The following is an 18,286-nucleotide window of genomic DNA, read 5'->3' on the forward strand; positions in this document are numbered from 1 at the left end:
GCTATTCGGCGCTTTCCGGCTGGGCCGGCTCCTCGCCGGCAGCAGGCTGATCCGCCGGCTTGGCCGACTGCGCCGGCTGTTCGATGGCTTCCACGGCCTTCTTCAGCTTGGCATCGGTGATCTCGACCTCCGCGTCTTCCTTAAGGCTGGCTACCAGCTCGAAATAGGCCTCCCGGAGCATCACGGAACGGATCTGCTCTTTCACATCGTCAAATGCGGGAGGCTGCTGGGCGCGCTTGTCCTCCACCTTGATGACATGCCAGCCGAACTGCGTCTGTACGGGCTCTTTCGAGTAGGAGCCCGGTTCGAGCGCAAAGGCGGCCTTCTCGAATTCCGGCACCATCTGGCCTGCGGCAAAATAGCCGAGGTCGCCGCCCTGAGCGGCTGCGCCGTCGGTCGATTTCTCCTTCGCGATGGCCGCGAAATCGCCGCCCTCATCCAGTTGTTTGATGATGGCTTCGGCCTCTTCCTTGGTCTTGACCAGAATGTGACGGGCATGAACCTCGTTGGCTGCGGGAGACGCGGCCACTTCCTGGTCGTAGCGGGCGCGCACCGCCTCGTCCGTCAGACTGGAAGCGACATTCTCCTCGATATAAGCCGAATGCAGCGCCCTTTCGCGCAGGAACTCCATACGCTCTTTGAACTTCTCTGCCTGATCAAGCTTCTGCTTTTCCGCCTCGTCCGCCATCATTCTGATCTCGATAAGGGCGGAAAGGGCCGCGGCACGGCGCTGCTCGGGGGGAAGCCGGGAGAACTGAGGATCCAGATCGCTGCCGGCCCGGGTCAGGTCGGATTCGGTGATCTCCTGGCCATTGACGGTGGCGACCACGGGGTCATCCTGAGCGATGGAGGAATCGGCCGTGATGCATGCCAAAGCCAGGGCTACTCCGATGCCCGCAAGCGGGCGAAGCGATTGATGCATGAAGAAATCTCCGATCGCGGTTGGGTGACGCTATCCAAACCAGCCAGAATATGGCGGAATTTCGCGCGTCCGAACGCTATTGCGCAAAGTTGACATCGCTTGTGGCCCCTCTTATCTCTCCTTCGTCTTTGCGTCCAGAACCGTTCCGGACGCTTTCTTGATCTTCTGTCTCGCTCTAGATTGAGAAGGCGGATTTGGCCGAAGGGCTGGGGACGCCCTGCCCGGCATGATGAATCGAAAGGACCCCTGATGGTCAGTCTCGGCGCTGTCGCCCGCAAGATATTCGGATCGGCAAACGATCGACGTCTCAAGGCAACGCGTGGGCGCGTGGAAGCGATCAACGCGCTTGAAGCCGAGGTCAGCGCGCTTTCCGACGAGGAACTGCGCGCGCGCACCGACAGGTTCCGCCAGGAACTCGCCAACGGCGCTTCCCCGGACGATCTTCTCGCTCCGGCATTCGCCACCGTCCGGGAAGCCGCCAAGCGCGTGCTCGGCATGCGTCCCTTCGACGTGCAGCTCATCGGCGGCATGGTGCTGCATGACGGCGCAATCGCCGAGATGAAGACCGGCGAAGGCAAGACCCTGGTAGCAACGCTTCCCGTCTATCTGAACGCCCTGACCGGCAAGGGCGTGCATGTCGTTACCGTGAACGATTACCTGGCCCGCCGTGACGCCGAATGGATGGGCAGGGTCTACGGCTTCCTGGGCCTCAGCACCGGCGTCATCGTGCATGGCCTGTCCGACGAGGAACGCCGCGCCGCCTACGCCTGCGACGTCACCTACGCGACCAACAACGAGCTTGGTTTCGACTATCTGCGTGACAACATGAAATATGACCGCGCGCAGATGGTGCAGCGTGGCCATGCCTATGCGATCGTCGACGAGGTCGACTCGATCCTCATCGACGAAGCGCGCACGCCGCTGATCATTTCGGGACCGCTCGATGACCGGTCCGAACTCTATAACACCATCGACGCCTTCATTCCCGGTTTGGAGCCCTCCGACTACGAGGTGGACGAAAAGCAGCGCACCGCCATCTTCACCGAGGAGGGCACGGAGAAGATGGAGAACAGGCTGCGCGAAGCCGGCCTGCTAAAAGGCGAGTCGCTGTATGACGTCGAGAACGTCGCCATCGTCCATCATGTGAATAACGCCCTCAAGGCGCATCGCCTGTTCCAGCGCGACAAGGACTATATCGTCCGCAATGGCGAGATCGTCATCATCGACGAATTCACCGGACGCATGATGCCGGGCCGCCGCTATTCGGAAGGCCTGCACCAGGCGCTCGAGGCCAAGGAACACGTCAAGATCCAGCCGGAAAACCAGACCCTCGCCTCGATCACCTTCCAGAACTACTTCCGCATGTATGACAAGCTGGCCGGCATGACCGGCACGGCGGCGACGGAAGCGGAGGAATTCGCCAACATATACGGGCTTGCCGTGGTAGAAATACCCACCAACCTGCCCGTGCAGCGCATCGACGAGGATGATGAAGTCTATCGCACGGTCGAGGAGAAGTACCGGGCGATCGTCGCGGAAATCCGCCAGGCCATCGAGAAGGGGCAGCCGATCCTCGTCGGCACGACTTCCATCGAAAAGTCCGAATATCTGGCCGACAGGCTGCGAAAGGAAGGCATCACGAATTTCGAGGTCCTCAACGCCCGCCACCACGAGCGAGAGGCCTATATCGTCTCCCAGGCCGGCAAGCCCGGTGCGGTGACCATCGCAACGAACATGGCCGGCCGGGGCACCGACATCCAGCTTGGCGGCAATGCCGACATGCGCATTGCCGAGGAGTTGGGCGACATGCCCCCGGGGCCGGAGCGCGAGGCGAAAGAGCAGGCGATCCGCGAGGATGTGCAGCGCCTCAAGGAACAGGCCAAGGCGGCTGGCGGCCTCTATGTGCTCGCCACGGAGCGACACGAAAGCCGCCGCATCGACAATCAGCTCCGCGGCCGCTCAGGCCGTCAGGGCGATCCGGGCCGCTCGAAATTCTATCTGTCCCTCCAGGACGACCTGATGCGCATCTTCGGTTCCGACCGCATGGACGGGATGCTGCAGAAGCTCGGTCTCAAGGAGGACGAGGCGATCGTCCATCCGTGGATCAACAAGGCGCTGGAAAAGGCACAGAAGAAGGTCGAGGCGCGCAACTTCGACATCCGCAAGAACCTGCTGAAATACGACGATGTGATGAACGACCAGCGCAAGGTCGTCTTCGAGCAGCGTCTGGAACTGATGGACGGCGAGAATCTCAGCGAAACCGTCGCCGAGATGCGCCAGGACGTGATCGACGACCTTGTCGCCAAGCATATCCCCGAGACCGCCTATGCCGAGCAGTGGGATGCCGTCGGGCTCAAGGAGGCCGTCCGCAACGCGCTCAATCTCGACCTGCCCATCGAGGACTGGGTCAAGGAGGAGGGCATCGCCGAGGATGACATCCGCGAGCGCATCACCGAAGCCGCAAACGCGGCAGCCAGGGAACGCGCCGAGCGCTTCGGGCCGGACATCATGGCCTATGTCGAGAAGTCGGTCGTGCTGCAGACGCTCGACCATCTCTGGCGCGAGCATCTGGTCAATCTTGATCACCTGCGTTCCGTGATCGGCTTCCGCGGCTATGCCCAGCGCGATCCGCTCAACGAATACAAGTCCGAGGCCTTCGAGCTCTTCCAGGCCATGCTCGGCAATCTGCGCGAGGCCGTGACGGCACAGCTCATGCGTGTCGAGCTCGTGCGCGAGGCCGCGGAAGCACCGCCGCCGCAGGCGCCGGAGACCGTCGGCCATCATATCGACGGCACGACCGGCGAGGACGATTTCGGCGAAGGCGGCACCCTCACCCTGGCACGCGCCGAAAACCGCGCCGTGCCGCAGGAAGAGCGCGATCCGAACGACCCCTCGACATGGGGCAAGGTCGGGCGCAACGAACCCTGTCCCTGCGGTTCGGGCAAGAAATACAAGCACTGCCACGGCGCGTTTGCCTAAACGGCAGGAAGGCCGGCTCGCCGGCTTTCCTATGCTGTCCATTGAGGACGAACAGCTAACCTTCGGCCTTCATCGTCCTGGCGATCTCCAGGAGCTTCCGGCGATCCGTGCCGTGTTTGCGGACCAGCGCGCGGGCCTGGTTCGGCGAGAGGTCGGTATTCTCGACCAGATACTTGATTTCTCCGTCCTCGCGGCTGTCCGATGTCAGCCAGTCGTTTCTGGCAGTGTCCGTCATGAATCCGGCTCCCTGCCGCACCCTGCAGAGGAAACTTCCACAGACAATGGATGTTCCGTTTCCGCACACCGTGCAGAAATGCCCTGCACAGGCGCTATGGCCGCCGGGAGCCTGTCTTGAGTTCTCCGCCTCTTTCCGCTAGATGGCAACCACCAGGCCGGGCCCCTCTGGCAGCACATATCATGTGCTGTGATGTCGGACTGGAAGTCCATCGGGTGGTCTGATCTTCGTGAAATCTATTTGACATCGCCTCGAAATTCCGCCCCGCCGGCACGGTATTGCTGCATGGGGAGGCCGGCGATCGCGTCAATATTCCGCGAATAGGGCACGTTGATATTTTGGGGTAATGAATGAGCGAGCTTTTAAGCACGGAAGCCCTTTCCGCCCTTCTTCAGGTCATCATGATCGATCTGGTTCTGGCGGGCGACAACGCGATCGTCATCGGACTGGCTGCTGCCGGCCTGCCGAAAGAGCAGCGCAACAAGGCCATTCTGATCGGCATCATTGCCGCAACCTTGTTGCGCATAGGTTTTGCATCGGTCACCACACAGCTATTGCAAATCGTGGGCCTGTTGCTTGCCGGCGGCATATTGCTGCTCTGGGTCTGCTGGAAGATGTGGCGCGAGTTGCGCGCCGGTCACGACCAGGATGAGTTGGAAAGCCTCGAAGCCTTGGAGCACAAGGATATCAACGATGACGGAGCCATCGCGGGCGCGGTCCCGCGCAAGACGCTTTCGCAGGCTGCGTGGCAGATCGTCGTGGCCGATGTCTCCATGTCTCTCGACAATGTCCTGGCAGTCGCGGGCGCAGCGCTCGAGCATCCGGTGGTCCTCATTTTCGGCCTGGGCTTTTCCATCGCCCTCATGGGTATCGCAGCCTCCTTTATCGCCCGCATCCTGCAGCGCCATCGCTGGATCGCCTATCTGGGTCTTGCGGTCATCCTTTATGTGGCGCTGGAGATGATCTATCGGGGCGGCTACGAAGTCTTTGGCTATGTGAACGGAAGCGTCTGACCGGCACGAACCGTGACGGATGTGCAATCCGAAATGCCCGGCGCCGGAGATCTCCGGCTGCCGCCACGGCATAAAAGGCATGGAAAGAGTTGGTGCCCCTGGCCGAACTGCGACAATCCGGTAATATCAACGGCTTGACCTGTTTGGTGCCCCGCACCATCCCCATTGATCCGATTGAGAAATTCGGCGCGCTCCCCGCACCTTTTGATGACCGAAACGATGCCTCTCAAGCTCAAATGGTCCCGCACATGGTCCGACTGCCACACCTTTCCGGCTCCGGCCGGTCCCGGCCGCAGAAATAAATTCAGCCATACTATCATTTGACATTGCAGCGCCGATTTGCAGGTCTAGGTTTACCGCTATCGATGGCAGGTTTTTTCCGGGCGCCGTCGGCTGAGAGCGATCATCGGGCTTTCGCCCCCAATGAAGGGAAAGCGTGATGGGATCTTACAAGCCCTTTCTGCCTCTGCACGTCGTCAAGGCACTGGCACCATTCGCACAGAAGCGTGGCAACAGACCCGTATCGATCGCCGCGATGGTGAAGGCGACCAGATATGCGGTTCCGAACCTGCCTTACGGTGATGACGTCCTGGCCGAGCTTCTGGCGAAGGAATTCATTCGGGCCGGATGCTCCATCGAATTCGACAGCCGCGAGGATCAGCGCCTGCAACAGGACAAGACCCGCCGCCTCCGAAGAAGCGACGGGCCGTTGCCCGAGACGCCTCATCGAGGCGCTGCGTCAATGGAGCCGGATGTGCGAAGGATCCGTTAAGAGCCGCCCGGCCTCCTGCCATTGTCATCGCCGGGGCGTCCGCCTGCCTCACTCATCCCTCCAGAGAACGCGGCGGATGTTCACGATCCCGTCGAGCCGCCGCAGCCTGATCTCCTGAAGATTCGCCGCCGGCGGGTTCTCCAGACTCATCTCGATCGTGTCTTCCATCCCGCATTTGCGGCAGCGCCACCGCCGCCCATAGACCAGATCGTCGCATTCTATGCTGCCGAAGGCCTCCACCAGCTCCTCCACCAGATACCAGCGCTCCGTCTTGCAGTAGCGGCAGCGCAGCCGCGCATGGCTGCTGTTCCTGGCGGCATCCGCCAGCGTGTAGGATCCTTTCTTCTTTGGCCAATAGGGTTCCGGCATGATGAGAACAGAAAAAGAACAAATATCTTGACGCGTCAAGCCGACAGGTGTTTCATCGCCGCCACGCAAAGCAACAGAGGACGTCACGAAATGGCTACGGAGCAACTGCTTCCGGGCGGCGGCGAAGTTGTGGTCGAAGACCTGATCGCCCATCATGGCAGCGAGCGCGAGGCGCTGCGCTCGGTGCTGGCGGACTATGTGCGCCTGCAGCGCCGCTACGATCTGGCGCGCGCCGCCATCTCGTTTGGCTATGCGCGCGGCTGGTTTTCCCGGTTGGAGCCATGAGCCCGCGCAATCCCGACCGGCCGTCGCCCGGCAGGATCGACCGCGAGTGGCCGCATCAGGTGGCCCTGCCCGACGATATCTGCACGGACAGGAATTTTACCCTCATCCGCGCCTTCTGCGAGGAGCGCGGCCTGAAGCATCACATCCGCAAGGTGCAGGCCGTCTGGCCGGATCGCCGCTATCAGGACATGCGGCTTTACTGCTTTGCCGACCGCGCCTCGGCCGAGCTGTTCCAGGCGCGTTTCGGCGGCGAGTTCTTCGATCCGAAGCGGGATCGCGAGGGCGGCAGGGTCGAAGGCGCATGGAAAAGGCAAGGCGTCTGGACTCGCCTGCTCGAAAGTGGCCCACTGAAGGTTCCGGTAATCTTGCGGGACTGATCGTATGTGCAACCTCTACAACATCTCCACCACGCAGGAAGAAATCCGCAGGCTCGGCCGCGCCATGCGCGATCTCTATGGCAATCTGGAGCCTTCCATCCAGGTCTATCCCGACACCATGGCGCCGGTCGTGCGCAACGGACTGGATGGAGAGCGCGAGCTCGCGGCCGTGCGCTGGGGCATGCCGTCGTCATCCCAGGCGCTTTACAAGGCTGCCGCCGCCAGGGCCGACAAGCTGCGGGCGAAGGGCAAGGAGATAGACGACGCGGCCTTTACCGAGCTGCTGAAGATGGAGCCGGATCGGGGCACCACGAATATCCGCAACACGGAAAGCCGCCACTGGAAGCGATGGCTTGGCGTCCCGAACCGCTGCGTCGTGCCGATGACCAGCTTTGCCGAGCCGAACCCGAAGGCGAAGGGAGAAGGCGGCCGGACGCCGAACGCCTGGTTCGCTGCGTCGGATGAAAGGCCCCTGCTCTTTTTCGCCGGCATATGGGTGTCGCAATGGGAGAGCGTGCGGAAGGTGAAGGACGGGCTGGTCAGGGCAGATCTCTACGGCTTCCTGACCACGGAGCCGAACGGCGTCGTCGGTCCGATCCACGAGAAGGCCATGCCGGTCATCCTCACATCGCCGGAAGAGATCGAGATCTGGATGACGGCGCCATGGGAGGAGGCGAAGGCCCTGCAAAGGCCCCTGCCCGATCACATGATGAAGATCGTCGACGCGCCACAGGTGCCGGAGGAAGCGCCCGCAGCGAAGCCGGAAAACCCGGATCAGCCGAGCCTGCTATGAGGAAAAGACCATGAGTGACGAGCAGATGCGCAATGGCGAGACCGCACCTCGACGGTCATCCGGCATTGTCGAGCATTATTGCGAGCATCCCGGCTGCTCGTCCTGGGGCGGCTGGGGCTATTCGCGCCTGAAGGATGCGCCGCGCTGGTTCTGCTACGCACACAGGGACGAGGGCGAGAGATATATCGGCCGCCATGACGGCTAGAAGGAGGCCAGGATCATGTTGACCATCACTGTCGAAGGCGCAACCCCGGACGAGATCGCGCGCGGCATCGCAGCGGCGGAAGCCGTCTTCAGAGAGGCCGGCATTCATCCGCTGGACGGCGCGAACGCCGTGTTCGACGTCGAGGGCTGGGACATCAAGGGCCTCAGGGGCAGGCTCAGCAATGAGGTATGGGAGCACTTCGACGTCTGGTGCCGTGCCGAGCGGGCCGCACTCGAGGCATGCTGCGGGAACTGGGCGAAGGAACGCTGGCCGGAGACCCCTTGGCTGGAATATATCGAGCCGGAAAGATCGCGCGGCTTCGGTTCATAGATGACCCAGCTTCTCTCCGCCCTCGAACGAAACTGGCCACATGAGATCGATCCACGAAGTCATCAATAGCCCCGGCCCCGTCGACCAGGACGAAGCGCTTGCCCTCGCCCTGGCGGCCTGCGAAGGGATCGTCGATCCGATCACCCACGACTATTTCGTCAGCGAGCTGAAATCTGCCCTTGTGCTGATCGAGGTCGAGGACATCATGGGCGTCGATGGCGTGGTTCGCAATCACGCCCGCGAGCTCCTGAAGAAAATCGAGGCTGCTACCGTCGGCGGCTAAGCGTATGCGCGCCATCCATGATGTTCCCCTTGGACGGCGGATGCAGGATGAAGCTGATATTGCGATCCGGTCTCCCCGTTGCCCGGCATTTAGGGCAGTAGAAGTGAGGCTTGAGGTCCTTTTCCAAGGTGCCGTGATCGAGCCCTAACCTCTCCCCGAGTGCGACGAGATCGACCTTGCCACGATGCCAGCAACCATCATTGCCGCAATGGACAGAGATTTCGTGCCCCGTGGCTAAGAGAATGCCGACGGTGTCGAGTGCCAGCGGATAGGTGATTTCTGGAAGGCGCATGGTCAGCCCGTCTCATATCTCCAGACATATAAGAACGGAAAAAAACAAAGGCCTATTGCCGTGAAGCCCGAGCTCGGGAGATAGGATCAAAACCATCCGCACCGAACGCGGTGTAAGCCAGGAAGAGTTGGCCAACAGCGTCGGCATCTCCTATCAGCAACTCTACAATACGAAAAAGGGATTAACCGCATATCGGTGTCGCGCCTGGTACTGATTGCCCGGGCGCTCGGCGTTCCGCCGGCGTCATTGCTTCCTACCGCACAAATACTCTAACGTGCTGAGACGCAGCTTCGCCTGGACGTCAGCGCCAGGACTTCATCGCATCAAGAGTGGAAAGCCACATGCTCGGGGCGTTCGCGCCGATCTTCCTGCGTTCCTCGTTGCGAAGGTTGAGAGAAAGCATTCCATCTGTCGCTTCCGGCTTGCTGAGACCGGTCATAGTGAGACCACCGATATCCGCGGGCACACCTGTAAATACGTTGTAGATGGTCCATGAACGATCCGACTCGATACGGCGTCCGTATTGATCATCAGTGGCGCCGCCTTCATTTTCCCAAACCGCGATCGCGTCAGATATGCGGCTCTCTATGGGTTCGTTTCTATAGGGATTCATATCAAAATTCCTTATCTTGGTGACCCTCCTGCTTGGCGAATGTCTGAACATCATCATTTTTCAGGCCCGTCACCGAACTCGCATGAGTAGAGTTTTTTGCCGGTAGCGTCGGAGATTGTGACGGCATCGGGCCGCTGGGGCATTGCCAGGCTTCGCGATAGCGATTGTGCGATTTCGATAGCCTCCTCGAGATCAGTCGCATCCTTGGTTACCCGGCCGAGAACAGCGTGAGCCTTATCGCGATCCCGCGTGCGGTAGAATTCAATCTGAACTTCCATCACCAACGTTCCATACCTTTGTTTCGGGAAGTCAGATTTTCGATTTAGTACCAGAAGCATTGATGCCGGCACCCTGCTTGGCTCCGCTGCCAAATGGGTTCTCTGCCTTCGGCGGCGCCTTTGTCTGCTTCGGTTTTCGGGCTTCGCGATTGCTACGTTTTTGTCCTTTGGCCATGACCAAATATCCTTTCTCGAAGTGTGACGTTTTCCGTCATTGGTGATGCATGCACGGGCTCGATCCCGTCTTCCGACACGACCCGTTCGTGCGATTCATTGGCACTCCGAATGCGGTATTCAGGAAGGTTGTCCCTGACCGGCAATTTGCGGGTTATGCGGTAGGGTTCGGCAGCATCGTAGGGCATCCCGACATGTCTCCGGAACTGCACCAATTGTCCGATGGCGAAATGATGAACCGTGGCAACTGGCCGAACTTTGCGGAAGTGAGCCGATCCGATATCTGATATTGTTGTCATGATCGTCCGTTATCCTTCTGTAGCGCGGCTTCGAGATCTGCCGGATCGATCTTCACAACTCGGCTGATCAGGCTTCTGGAATTGATCGCTGGCAGATGAATGAAGGTCGCTACGCGCCGATACGCCAGCCAGGATATTCCTTCGATCAGTTCCTCGTCCGCCTCGACCTGATATTTGCCGGCGGGCTGCAAAGTTTCACACCCTTCCAACAAGAACGGCGAAGAAAAATGAACGACGTACGTTGTCGTGCGGATCGACATTGGCTATCTTTCAGCGGCCAACTGTTTTTGGCCCGACTGGCGCATGGAGAAAGAACGACATAGCTGCGCCCGGCGCTCACGTTCATCTATCGAAAATTCGGAAAACTGTGGCGGGTCGAAGGTCTCTGACACCGCGAAAGCCAAAATTGGCCAAATCAACGAATATCTTTTGTACTCGTCAATTGAGTTGCAATTGAGACCAAGGAGTTGATTTGATCGCCGCTTTTTTGCCCTGGCGCCCCTGACCAGCTCAAATTGAATTATGTAGATAGAGACGGTGCTTGGCTTTCCGCAATGACCTGAATTGCAACCGCTGCCGCCCCAAGGACCACGTTGCCCGCGCGCGCTGCTCTTCTGCAACGTGCCGGGCCGCCGGCGATGGACTCCGGCTTTCTGGGAGAGCTGTCAGGGTTGGCGATTTCGAAGCGCCCAAATAGCATAAAAGCCCGCCACCGTTTTCGGCAGCGGGCAATCTCGGTTCAGATGAGGATCGTCCAGGGAGAGGCGGACCGATCCACCGGCAACCGGCCGGTGCGGATTACGGCAAATGCCGCAATTCAGGAAATGGCTAAGGTGGCCGYCGGCCGGTGGCGGCCTGCTCGATCCGCATGAGGATTTCCTTCGTCACCTTCATATCGGCAGCCAGGCCGTTCAGGGTCGAGTTAACTTCTCGCATCGCGGCCGCCGAATCCGTGATCTGCTTTTCGACGTTGGCGATCCGCAGCTCGTGATTGTCGATCTGGCGGATGGTTGTCTCGACCGTGGCCAAGCGGGTGTCCAGCCGCTCGATCTTCTGCTCGTTGTTCTTCCGGCCGGTCTGCAGCTCGCTAAGGGTGTAGCCCCAGGCGACCAGCCCGCCGGCGAAACCGATGAGCACGACGACGGTGTTGAGGTTCCATTCGAAGCGAAAGCGAGGCGTGGCAACCTGCATGGTGGGATCATCCTTGTGTGGCAATTCCCCAGCCCCTATGAAATGCGCTGCTGTTATGGTGGTTGCGGTCAGCGCCAGCACTTTTGGCCGGCGCCGAAGGCGTTGTGGCCGGCCACCTGTTCGGCAAACGGCCTGTCGTTCTGGATGATGAATGCCCGCGTCTCGGCCGAAGGCGTCAGCTTGCGCCAGCCGTCGCAGCTATTGGCAGGTGCCGTCGTCTGACACCCGGCCGCCAAGAGCCCGGCAAAGATCAGCGTCGTCCATGTTGCGGATCGTCTCATCGGTTGCATTCCTTTCGCGGAGGAGATCTACGGAGCGTTCAAGGGCGGCCCGGCGTTCGGAGTTGACGCCGGCGCGATAGATGACCGTGTGCGACCATGCCAGCAGCCCGAGAACGGCAAGGACAGCGCCGACCTTGAGCCAAGTTCCGATGGCGAGGCCGAACATCACGCCTCCCTCCTCTGGCGCTGAATGAAGGCATAGACGCCGATCCCGACACCGACGATGATCCCCGCAGCCAGCGCCCATTGAACCGGGCCAGTGCCCGCGAACAGGCTGCCCATGGCCGACAGAAGCCCGCCAAGCGGTCCCCATGCCTCCGGATTCTTGATGATGTCCGTGATGCTCTTATCGGCAGGAGGAGCCTTGCCCCCTTCCGTCACGAACTTCGGCTCGCTAGCCGGGTTGAGAGGTGCGGCACTGGCGGCCATCCTGAGAGCATTGCCAACCACGCCCGGTCTGGAGGCGTATTCGCCTTTCGGATCCTTGCCGGTCACGCGGATCGTCCAGCCACGGCCGAATTTGCTCCAAGTGCGCAGGCCTCGCAGATAGGCCATCCGCTCGTCGCAATAGGCGGGGATCAGCTTCTCGATACCGCCGGGATAGCGTTCCACAGCCGCCACAGTCTGGACGCCGACAATGCCGTCCTGTGTGACGCCGATGACCTCCTGCAGCTTCTTGACAGCCGTCGCCGGCCCAGAGTTCACGCCGAAGTCAAAGGCGGCGTAGTCCAGCCCGCGCGGCAGGAGATCGCCACCTGACTGGGACCAGTAGGATTTACGGTAGATCGTCTCGGCTTCCTCGACCGTCAGCGCCTTCACTTCGGCAGCGGTTGCAGCCCGACCGAGCTTGCGGGACGAGCCGAGTGTTCGCGCCGTGATGCCGTATTTCGTAGGACCGCCTGGGTCATCGGGATGATTGGAATACCCGCCCTCGTCTCCGAACATGAGACGGAGGGCTTCGGGAAGCGTTTCCCGTGCCATGAACTTACCTCTTTTGATGATGGGCCCGGATTAGCAAATGTTATTCGCGGCAGGGCGAGCCGGTGCTACCGTGGCCCCGCAATGTCATACGTCTTGCCGCCCGAACGATGCTCCGTCTCGGGCGGTCTTTTCTTTTGCCGGTCATGCTGTACAAATGGCGCTGGGTTTGTTGGGCAGGGCTTTCCCATGACCGGGCATTCGGATATCGACTACGAGCTATATCTTCTCGGCTTGCCGGAACATGAGCGGGAAAAGATGAAGCTGTTGGCCGAAGAGAAAAAGGCGATCGAGGAAAAGGCCGATCGCAAAGAGCAACCGCCAAAGCAGGACTGACTTGGGGAGACCGGGAGGAGCATGTCCGATCTGACTTTCTTTGACGCGGTTTTCGGCGACCCGATGATCTACGTCTGGGCGACGGTGACAGTCGCCTTCTATTTCTACAGGGCGCTTAGCGACGGCTGACGTACCGCAATCTTACATTGGCACCATATTGTCGATTTCCATTGAGGAGGCGGTCTACCCCACCACTAACCTGCCTGGAGGGCGCTCCTATCGTTTCCCGCAGTTGACCTTGTAGACGTCGTCGTGCAACAGAACGCCTCTGACGCAGAAGCGTGCTCACACTCAGATGAGCAGTTTACAGAGAGGCCGAGGAGCATCTATGGCGGCAAAGCAGCTTGTGTTTGTATGTGGAGTTGCTCGATCCGGCACAACCGCCATTGCGGAACTGCTAAATAAGCACCCAGGAATATGCATGGGAGTGGAGCGTTACAAATTCCGTTTTCTCAAACAGAACGATTACTCAAGATCACTTTTCGAGAAGGATCGATTTTTCTCATTCTCGCCTGAAGATACCAACATCCTGCCGCAGGCCGGCAAGAAGTGGGCGGATATCTACGAGAAGATGCAGGCAAAGTGGGAGGACGCTACCACTTTAGGTGATAAAATTCCCGATTTGGTGTACGTTTTGGACACTCTCTTTGATAACTTTCCTGACGCAAAGGTAATTTGCATGCTGCGCGACATCGACGGCGTAGCGTCATCTTGGAACGCTAGGGCCGCCAATCCGAAGGACCGATGGAGCGACACGGCCGATTATCGGAAAGCAGTCAAGCATTGGAACCGCGCAAATTCAGTCATTGCACGTTCAATTCAGAACTCGCCCGATGCACATTGCGTCATCGCCTACGATAAATTCTATTCTGGCCGGTTAGGACAAATCGAACGACTTTGCGACTTCTTAGGAGTGCCGCTGACACCCGACTTTCGAGATGAGTACAATGCGGCCGTGCACCATTACCAAAAGGTTGTTAAAAGACGTCCACCACACGTCGAGCATGGCCAAGATAATTTTATCGCGGAAAATGCAAATATCAAATTATATCAGAGACTGATCGGTTATTCCTGATTTCATCAAACAGCATCTTCTAAACCATCCCTTGCAAGGGAGTATTCATGCCAGTTATATCGCCCGGTAACGGCCTCGATGTTTCAAGACGGGCAAAATCGCGCAGGCGCTTCTTGGCACGATCGCTTGGAGGAAGGCCATACATCGTCCTTGAAATAGGCGCTCTGGATAATCCAACCTTCATGAAGTCAGAGGGGGACGTTTATTTTGCTGACTTCTTCTCTCAACAAGAATCAGTAAAGCGGCATATTAAAAGCACCGCGCATAATGCTTTCAAGATCGTTGATGTAGACTATGTCCTTCGCGATTCCAGCTTGCGCGAGGCAGTTCGAATCCCTCCAGACTTGATCATTGCCAATCATGTTATCGAGCACATACCGAACCCGATTGGCTGGTTGCAGGAACTGAGAGAGATTGTTGCCCCAGGCGGCCTTCTGTTCCTGTCCGTGCCCGACAAACGATACACTTTCGATTATTTCAAGCCGGTATCAGATGCGGTCGACTGGATACGAGCCCATGACGAAGCCTTAGAGATGCCGTCCTACTACCAGATCCTTCGCCATCTCTACTATCACGCTGACATCACAGAGGGAAAAGCGTGGTCTGGCGACATTCCGGATGACCATATGCACCGTTTAACGATGCCGCAAGCGCTGGAAAAGGCAAAGCAACTTTCGCGCTCTTATACGGATGTCCACTGCTCTGTGTTTACATACCATAGCTTCCGCACCATCATTCAAGATTTACGGGAGGCCGATCTTATCAACTGGAAGGTCGCACATCACGAAGATGTGCATCAGGGAGAGAACGAGTTCCGTATCGTTCTCGAATCTCTATGACTATGAACTGCGCTATTGTTTAACTGTCGTTATGTTCGAATCAGTGCACCTATATGCACGTTGCGTCAGCCTGAAAGTCACTCCTAATCTGACGGTTCAGGAAAACAGATACTGACGCTGCAGCTCGTACATTCGATCCACGGAGCGCTGTGAATAACAGTAAGCCTGCGAGTGCTCTGCCATCCTTAGCAAGCGCGCACGATCTTCAAAGACAGCAGACAGATGAGAGATCCAATCCTCGGTGGAATTCTCAACCGCGAAACCGCATCGTGCCTTGGCTATTGTATCCCGGTAAGCAGGGACGTCGGAGACAACAGGTAAGATGCCCAAAGCGCCATAGTCTAGAAGCTTTAGGTCAGACTTTGCGGTGTTGAACGGAGTATCAGCCAGCGGGGCGATACCTATGTCAAAAGGCCCTTGTCGCCGGAACCAGTGCACAAAGCCAGGGTATGACTGGGCAGATTGAGGCGGGGTAAGCACTTGCAGCCACGGTTTCTGAGGCGGCTTTCGCACCGCGCCAATTATTGTCAAAACGAACTTGTGCCGACGCGCCAGATGGTCCAGTGCCTCCTCTACCAGGCGAAAATCCTGATCATGAGTTGCGGTGCCGGCATAAACAATCTGGAATGGTCCGCTACTTGCCTTCAGGGTGCGCCTGTAGTCTCGCCACAAGCGAGGGTCTATGTGGTTTGGAATGATCTGCGGGTTGTACTGAGCGTACGCCTCACTCATAGGCTTTGTAGAGACCCAGTTTGATTCCGCGTGGGACAATAAATAGTCCAGCGCTGCAATTCTCGGCTTGTAAAGTTCATACTCTGGATGGCGTTCATCCATGAGGGCAAAGGCATCATCATTGTCTGTGAAAATGCGGACGCCATTCTTACGGCAGAACGTTACAAATTCCTCCGCTCGCTCCAATGAATCGAAGGCCGTCCGTTGAACGATAGCGACGTCAGACCGGACGAAGCTCTCGCGCGCAGGGGCCAATGAGAAGTCGACCTCCCCATAGGCCCGATCGGTCGTTAAGGGGCAAACAAGGCGAATGAAAGCACTTGCCTGAGGGAACTCACGGTCCTTTCTGACAATCGCTCGAACGGACAAACGCCGCTTCTTACCCACAATACCTGGGGCACCTAGGGCATCCGAATTCTGGCCCAGCCGGCCGAACACGTCATTGACGATTGTTTGCGCCCGCTGATCAAAGCTGTGCAACGCACGCACCTGCTTACTGATATTCGACTGGATTGTCTTGACCTGCTCTCCCTTCGGAAGGTCCTGCATTGCCTTCTTTAATTCATCGGCGCTCGAAACTTGAGGCACGATGTCTCCAAAGACCTGCGATATTGCATGAACCTGGTCCGAAATGACGCGGCCACCCGATGCCAGAACATCGAAGATCCGGTTCGAGATTAGTCCGAAATCCTTCATAGATCTCCAGTGGTCGTTCAGAACCACGTTGGACGACTTATAGTAGCCCCCCAGCTCCTTATTGGAGATATTCTCCCCCCGGATCAGCTCCTTTGGGACAAACTTTTCCCACCGCGTTCCGAAAACAGCGATGTCCACACCGGCATCGATAGCCCATCTCACCATATCGCGGTATTCGTTGCGAGAGTTTCCGACGAACAACGCATCGAAAGTTTCAGCAGGGGCTTTTCGCTCAGGATTAAAACGATTTATATCCGTCGCCTGCAGGAGTGGCTTTACCTTAGCATCTGTTACATTTGTCAGGAAGTTTGCGTAACTTAAGGATGCCACATAGACCAGATCGTAAGCTTTGATTTCCTCAAGCGATACTTGGTCCGGATGGCTTATCATCCAAAGTATACTGATTTGCCCGGGCTTCGGATCATAACTGGTCAAGCCACGTATGACGATAACAACATCATCATCGAAAGAAGAGGCGTTGTCCCAGTCACCGTGAAAATCGATCCTTACTTGATGACCGAGCCGGTTCAGGCTTCCGGCGAGCGAATCAGCATAGTGAAAATCGCCCCATTCCTGTCGTTTATCAAAGGGCGCTGGGATCTTGATCGCGAACTTGAGCTGGACGTCCTGCACAATCGAATAGCCTGGGAGAATAGGATCGTTCTTCGCCTTGGCTACGACGATATGCCTAAATGCACGGGATTCCTTGACGGAAATCCTGTTTCTATCGGCGCTACCATTAGTGTACGAGCATCCGACAAAAGGCAAAAAGCCGATTGATTTGGCATGGCGCGTTTGCCGCAGGATTAGGTCCCAGTCGACCATCCTCCGCAAGCTCTCATCGAAACCACCCCAACGGTCGAGCAGACTGCGGGCGTGACAATACACATTCAGATCGATGAAATTTCCCTTGAGGCAGTCGTTCCAGTCAAACGGTCTACCTCGAACGTGAATTCCGTTATCGCCTTTAACTTCATCCGCACAGTAGGCAACGTCATGACCATACTTGGTCATGAAGCCGACCATCATTGCAAGATAGTCATTTACCCACACATTGTCGGTGTCGAGATACGCGACAATGTCCCCTGCGCACGCAGCCAAGCCAGTATTTCGCGCCGCGCAAACACCTTTGTGTTGTGACAGATGTAAATGAACTCGAGGATCAGAAAGATATTCTTTTATGACTGAAACCGTTGAATCGGAACTTCCATCATCAATAATATGTAACTCAAAGTTCTTGTATGACTGAGATAGAACGGATCTGATCGCCTTTCCTATCGTGCGCTCACGATTATAGGCAGGCATAATTATACTCACGAGTGTAGTATCCGCGACTTCTTCAGCCTTCGATTTCAGGCTGGCTATCTCAGCTTCAGGAACCCCTTGTTGCATATTGCCAATTGGCATGCTACCAACTGGCATGTTGCCCATTCTACCAGCTAGACTGAATACCGGCGCTGCCCCGCCACTCGGCTCTACAAGTTTTCCTTCTACGCGCCCCTGCCTCAAATAATGGACCAGAGGATTCTGGCCAGCGACTCTCACATCTGGATATCTTGTAAGATACCGGTTTCCACTGAAATGGGCGCTAGGTTCACGACCCAAGCGCCAGCCGAGCCAAAGATAGTGCTCTGCTGGCTCCATGCCGAGTTTGTCGACATCGGGGTTGCTCTTCCGATACCATTCCCCGTCGAAGAAGCGCGAGCTCCGCACAAGATCGAGATCAGAGACAGATTTCCCGTCAAGGATGACCTCAGAAACCGTGGCTTTGCCTTGGCGGGGCGTCTTTCCATCTATTGTATTCATGGATGCAAGCTTACTCGCGGTTGCACTCCACGCCTGATCCGTAATAGACAGCAGTCAACCTCAGGCAAGTAGCTACGTTCAGCAGCTATGTGAGCGGAAAATTGCATTGCAACCCCCAAGCGAATCCCATCGA

At 57.8% G+C, this 18,286-nt stretch carries 24 protein-coding genes; 12 read left to right on the forward strand and 12 right to left on the reverse strand.

Annotated elements, in window-relative coordinates:
* Position 1 precedes the first annotated feature (1 nt).
* The gene (locus tag L598_RS18720) at positions 2-922 is read right to left on the reverse strand and encodes a peptidylprolyl isomerase (protein ID WP_144865093.1); all 921 of its coding nucleotides are present in this window, start codon (positions 920-922) and stop codon (positions 2-4) included.
* A gap of 249 nt (positions 923-1,171) precedes the next feature.
* Here L598_RS18720 and secA point away from each other — a divergent pair, with 249 nt between their 5' ends.
* Positions 1,172-3,901, forward strand: a complete 2,730-nt coding sequence (gene secA / locus L598_RS18725) for a preprotein translocase subunit SecA (protein WP_144865095.1) — start codon at positions 1,172-1,174, stop codon at positions 3,899-3,901.
* A gap of 55 nt (positions 3,902-3,956) precedes the next feature.
* Here the strand turns inward: secA and L598_RS18730 are convergent, their stop codons facing one another.
* Entirely contained in the window at positions 3,957-4,136 is a 180-nt protein-coding gene (locus L598_RS18730) for a hypothetical protein (protein ID WP_144865098.1), read from the reverse strand.
* 350 nt (positions 4,137-4,486) lie between these two features.
* On the opposite strand from L598_RS18730, the gene L598_RS18735 reads away from it, so the two are divergent.
* Both L598_RS18735 and L598_RS18740 read left to right on the forward strand, forming a co-directional pair.
* On the forward strand, positions 4,487-5,149 hold the full coding sequence (locus L598_RS18735; protein ID WP_144865100.1) for a TerC family protein: 663 nt from the start codon (positions 4,487-4,489) through the stop codon (positions 5,147-5,149).
* Between the two features lie 439 nt (positions 5,150-5,588).
* The gene (locus tag L598_RS18740; RefSeq protein ID WP_144865102.1) at positions 5,589-5,921 is read left to right on the forward strand and encodes a hypothetical protein; all 333 of its coding nucleotides are present in this window, start codon (positions 5,589-5,591) and stop codon (positions 5,919-5,921) included.
* 48 nt (positions 5,922-5,969) lie between these two features.
* On the opposite strand, the gene L598_RS18745 is transcribed toward L598_RS18740, so the two are convergent.
* Complete coding sequence (locus L598_RS18745) at positions 5,970-6,290, reverse strand: hypothetical protein (RefSeq protein WP_144865103.1); 321 nt, start codon at positions 6,288-6,290, stop codon at positions 5,970-5,972.
* Between the two features lie 90 nt (positions 6,291-6,380).
* On the opposite strand from L598_RS18745, the gene L598_RS18750 reads away from it, so the two are divergent.
* The 6 genes from L598_RS18750 to L598_RS18775 are packed head-to-tail and all read left to right on the forward strand — an operon-like array spanning position 6,381 to position 8,563.
* Complete coding sequence (locus tag L598_RS18750) at positions 6,381-6,575, forward strand: hypothetical protein (RefSeq protein ID WP_144865104.1); 195 nt, start codon at positions 6,381-6,383, stop codon at positions 6,573-6,575.
* Positions 6,572-6,952 (forward strand): hypothetical protein, encoded by a 381-nt coding sequence (locus tag L598_RS18755; protein ID WP_144865105.1) that lies wholly within the window; start codon positions 6,572-6,574, stop codon positions 6,950-6,952. Before L598_RS18750 ends, L598_RS18755 begins: the two co-directional genes overlap by 4 nt.
* Before the next feature lie 4 nt (positions 6,953-6,956).
* Positions 6,957-7,745, forward strand: a complete 789-nt coding sequence (locus tag L598_RS18760; RefSeq protein WP_144865106.1) for an SOS response-associated peptidase — start codon at positions 6,957-6,959, stop codon at positions 7,743-7,745.
* Between the two features lie 10 nt (positions 7,746-7,755).
* Positions 7,756-7,950: a hypothetical protein gene (locus L598_RS18765; protein WP_246658833.1), complete on the forward strand. Its 195-nt coding sequence runs from the start codon at positions 7,756-7,758 to the stop codon at positions 7,948-7,950.
* Between the two features lie 15 nt (positions 7,951-7,965).
* Complete coding sequence (locus L598_RS18770; protein ID WP_144865108.1) at positions 7,966-8,280, forward strand: hypothetical protein; 315 nt, start codon at positions 7,966-7,968, stop codon at positions 8,278-8,280.
* A 40-nt stretch (positions 8,281-8,320) separates the two neighbouring features.
* Positions 8,321-8,563, forward strand: coding sequence for a hypothetical protein (locus L598_RS18775; protein WP_144865110.1), 243 nt, complete (start codon positions 8,321-8,323; stop codon positions 8,561-8,563).
* Here L598_RS18775 and L598_RS18780 read toward each other — a convergent pair.
* The 8 genes from L598_RS18780 to L598_RS18820 all read right to left on the reverse strand — a co-directional run bounded on the left by L598_RS18780 (position 8,547) and on the right by L598_RS18820 (position 12,672).
* Complete coding sequence (locus L598_RS18780; RefSeq protein ID WP_144865112.1) at positions 8,547-8,855, reverse strand: hypothetical protein; 309 nt, start codon at positions 8,853-8,855, stop codon at positions 8,547-8,549. The genes L598_RS18775 and L598_RS18780 overlap by 17 nt on opposite strands.
* Before the next feature lie 301 nt (positions 8,856-9,156).
* Positions 9,157-9,468 (reverse strand): hypothetical protein, encoded by a 312-nt coding sequence (locus L598_RS18790; protein ID WP_144865114.1) that lies wholly within the window; start codon positions 9,466-9,468, stop codon positions 9,157-9,159.
* Between the two features lie 53 nt (positions 9,469-9,521).
* Entirely contained in the window at positions 9,522-9,746 is a 225-nt protein-coding gene (locus tag L598_RS18795; protein ID WP_144865116.1) for a hypothetical protein, read from the reverse strand.
* A gap of 31 nt (positions 9,747-9,777) precedes the next feature.
* Positions 9,778-9,921, reverse strand: a complete 144-nt coding sequence (locus tag L598_RS21515; RefSeq protein ID WP_186445100.1) for a hypothetical protein — start codon at positions 9,919-9,921, stop codon at positions 9,778-9,780.
* A 294-nt stretch (positions 9,922-10,215) separates the two neighbouring features.
* Positions 10,216-10,479, reverse strand: a complete 264-nt coding sequence (locus L598_RS18805) for a hypothetical protein (protein WP_144865118.1) — start codon at positions 10,477-10,479, stop codon at positions 10,216-10,218.
* Between the two features lie 568 nt (positions 10,480-11,047).
* Positions 11,048-11,410: a hypothetical protein gene (locus tag L598_RS18810; protein WP_144865120.1), complete on the reverse strand. Its 363-nt coding sequence runs from the start codon at positions 11,408-11,410 to the stop codon at positions 11,048-11,050.
* Between the two features lie 68 nt (positions 11,411-11,478).
* The gene (locus L598_RS18815; protein ID WP_144865122.1) at positions 11,479-11,691 is read right to left on the reverse strand and encodes a hypothetical protein; all 213 of its coding nucleotides are present in this window, start codon (positions 11,689-11,691) and stop codon (positions 11,479-11,481) included.
* Between the two features lie 165 nt (positions 11,692-11,856).
* Positions 11,857-12,672 carry a glycoside hydrolase family 108 protein gene (locus L598_RS18820; RefSeq protein ID WP_144865124.1) on the reverse strand — a complete coding sequence of 272 codons (816 nt, stop codon included), beginning with the start codon at positions 12,670-12,672 and terminating at the stop codon, positions 11,857-11,859.
* Positions 12,673-12,858: 186 nt separating this feature from the next.
* On the opposite strand from L598_RS18820, the gene L598_RS21520 reads away from it, so the two are divergent.
* The 3 genes from L598_RS21520 (at position 12,859) to L598_RS18830 (ending at position 14,919) form a co-directional block, all read left to right on the forward strand.
* Positions 12,859-13,005, forward strand: coding sequence for a hypothetical protein (locus L598_RS21520; RefSeq protein ID WP_186445101.1), 147 nt, complete (start codon positions 12,859-12,861; stop codon positions 13,003-13,005).
* A 328-nt stretch (positions 13,006-13,333) separates the two neighbouring features.
* Positions 13,334-14,080, forward strand: a complete 747-nt coding sequence (locus L598_RS18825) for a sulfotransferase (protein WP_186445102.1) — start codon at positions 13,334-13,336, stop codon at positions 14,078-14,080.
* Positions 14,081-14,127: 47 nt separating this feature from the next.
* A complete protein-coding gene (locus L598_RS18830) occupies positions 14,128-14,919 on the forward strand; it encodes a methyltransferase domain-containing protein (RefSeq protein ID WP_144865127.1) in 792 nt (263 codons plus the stop codon).
* Positions 14,920-15,015: 96 nt separating this feature from the next.
* On the opposite strand, the gene L598_RS18835 is transcribed toward L598_RS18830, so the two are convergent.
* Positions 15,016-18,153: a glycosyltransferase gene (locus tag L598_RS18835; RefSeq protein WP_144865129.1), complete on the reverse strand. Its 3,138-nt coding sequence runs from the start codon at positions 18,151-18,153 to the stop codon at positions 15,016-15,018.
* Positions 18,154-18,286 lie beyond the last annotated feature (133 nt).

This window comes from Mesorhizobium sp. J18 (assembly GCF_007829525.1).
Lineage (GTDB): Bacteria > Pseudomonadota > Alphaproteobacteria > Rhizobiales > Rhizobiaceae > VLJP01.

What these genes read in the sequence shown, in the direction of transcription:
- L598_RS18720 (WP_144865093.1), bottom strand. Translation starts at nt 922, where the DNA reads ATGCATCAATCGCTTCGCCCGCTTGCGGGCATCGGAGTAGCCCTGGCT.
- secA (WP_144865095.1), top strand. Translation starts at nt 1,172, where the DNA reads ATGGTCAGTCTCGGCGCTGTCGCCCGCAAGATATTCGGATCGGCAAAC.
- L598_RS18730 (WP_144865098.1), bottom strand. Translation starts at nt 4,136, where the DNA reads ATGACGGACACTGCCAGAAACGACTGGCTGACATCGGACAGCCGCGAG.
- L598_RS18735 (WP_144865100.1), top strand. Translation starts at nt 4,487, where the DNA reads ATGAGCGAGCTTTTAAGCACGGAAGCCCTTTCCGCCCTTCTTCAGGTC.
- L598_RS18740 (WP_144865102.1), top strand. Translation starts at nt 5,589, where the DNA reads ATGGGATCTTACAAGCCCTTTCTGCCTCTGCACGTCGTCAAGGCACTG.
- L598_RS18745 (WP_144865103.1), bottom strand. Translation starts at nt 6,290, where the DNA reads ATGCCGGAACCCTATTGGCCAAAGAAGAAAGGATCCTACACGCTGGCG.
- L598_RS18750 (WP_144865104.1), top strand. Translation starts at nt 6,381, where the DNA reads ATGGCTACGGAGCAACTGCTTCCGGGCGGCGGCGAAGTTGTGGTCGAA.
- L598_RS18755 (WP_144865105.1), top strand. Translation starts at nt 6,572, where the DNA reads ATGAGCCCGCGCAATCCCGACCGGCCGTCGCCCGGCAGGATCGACCGC.
- L598_RS18760 (WP_144865106.1), top strand. Translation starts at nt 6,957, where the DNA reads ATGTGCAACCTCTACAACATCTCCACCACGCAGGAAGAAATCCGCAGG.
- L598_RS18765 (WP_246658833.1), top strand. Translation starts at nt 7,756, where the DNA reads ATGAGTGACGAGCAGATGCGCAATGGCGAGACCGCACCTCGACGGTCA.
- L598_RS18770 (WP_144865108.1), top strand. Translation starts at nt 7,966, where the DNA reads ATGTTGACCATCACTGTCGAAGGCGCAACCCCGGACGAGATCGCGCGC.
- L598_RS18775 (WP_144865110.1), top strand. Translation starts at nt 8,321, where the DNA reads ATGAGATCGATCCACGAAGTCATCAATAGCCCCGGCCCCGTCGACCAG.
- L598_RS18780 (WP_144865112.1), bottom strand. Translation starts at nt 8,855, where the DNA reads ATGCGCCTTCCAGAAATCACCTATCCGCTGGCACTCGACACCGTCGGC.
- L598_RS18790 (WP_144865114.1), bottom strand. Translation starts at nt 9,468, where the DNA reads ATGAATCCCTATAGAAACGAACCCATAGAGAGCCGCATATCTGACGCG.
- L598_RS18795 (WP_144865116.1), bottom strand. Translation starts at nt 9,746, where the DNA reads ATGGAAGTTCAGATTGAATTCTACCGCACGCGGGATCGCGATAAGGCT.
- L598_RS21515 (WP_186445100.1), bottom strand. Translation starts at nt 9,921, where the DNA reads ATGGCCAAAGGACAAAAACGTAGCAATCGCGAAGCCCGAAAACCGAAG.
- L598_RS18805 (WP_144865118.1), bottom strand. Translation starts at nt 10,479, where the DNA reads ATGTCGATCCGCACGACAACGTACGTCGTTCATTTTTCTTCGCCGTTC.
- L598_RS18815 (WP_144865122.1), bottom strand. Translation starts at nt 11,691, where the DNA reads ATGAGACGATCCGCAACATGGACGACGCTGATCTTTGCCGGGCTCTTG.
- L598_RS18820 (WP_144865124.1), bottom strand. Translation starts at nt 12,672, where the DNA reads ATGGCACGGGAAACGCTTCCCGAAGCCCTCCGTCTCATGTTCGGAGAC.
- L598_RS21520 (WP_186445101.1), top strand. Translation starts at nt 12,859, where the DNA reads ATGACCGGGCATTCGGATATCGACTACGAGCTATATCTTCTCGGCTTG.
- L598_RS18825 (WP_186445102.1), top strand. Translation starts at nt 13,334, where the DNA reads ATGGCGGCAAAGCAGCTTGTGTTTGTATGTGGAGTTGCTCGATCCGGC.
- L598_RS18830 (WP_144865127.1), top strand. Translation starts at nt 14,128, where the DNA reads ATGCCAGTTATATCGCCCGGTAACGGCCTCGATGTTTCAAGACGGGCA.
- L598_RS18835 (WP_144865129.1), bottom strand. Translation starts at nt 18,153, where the DNA reads ATGAATACAATAGATGGAAAGACGCCCCGCCAAGGCAAAGCCACGGTT.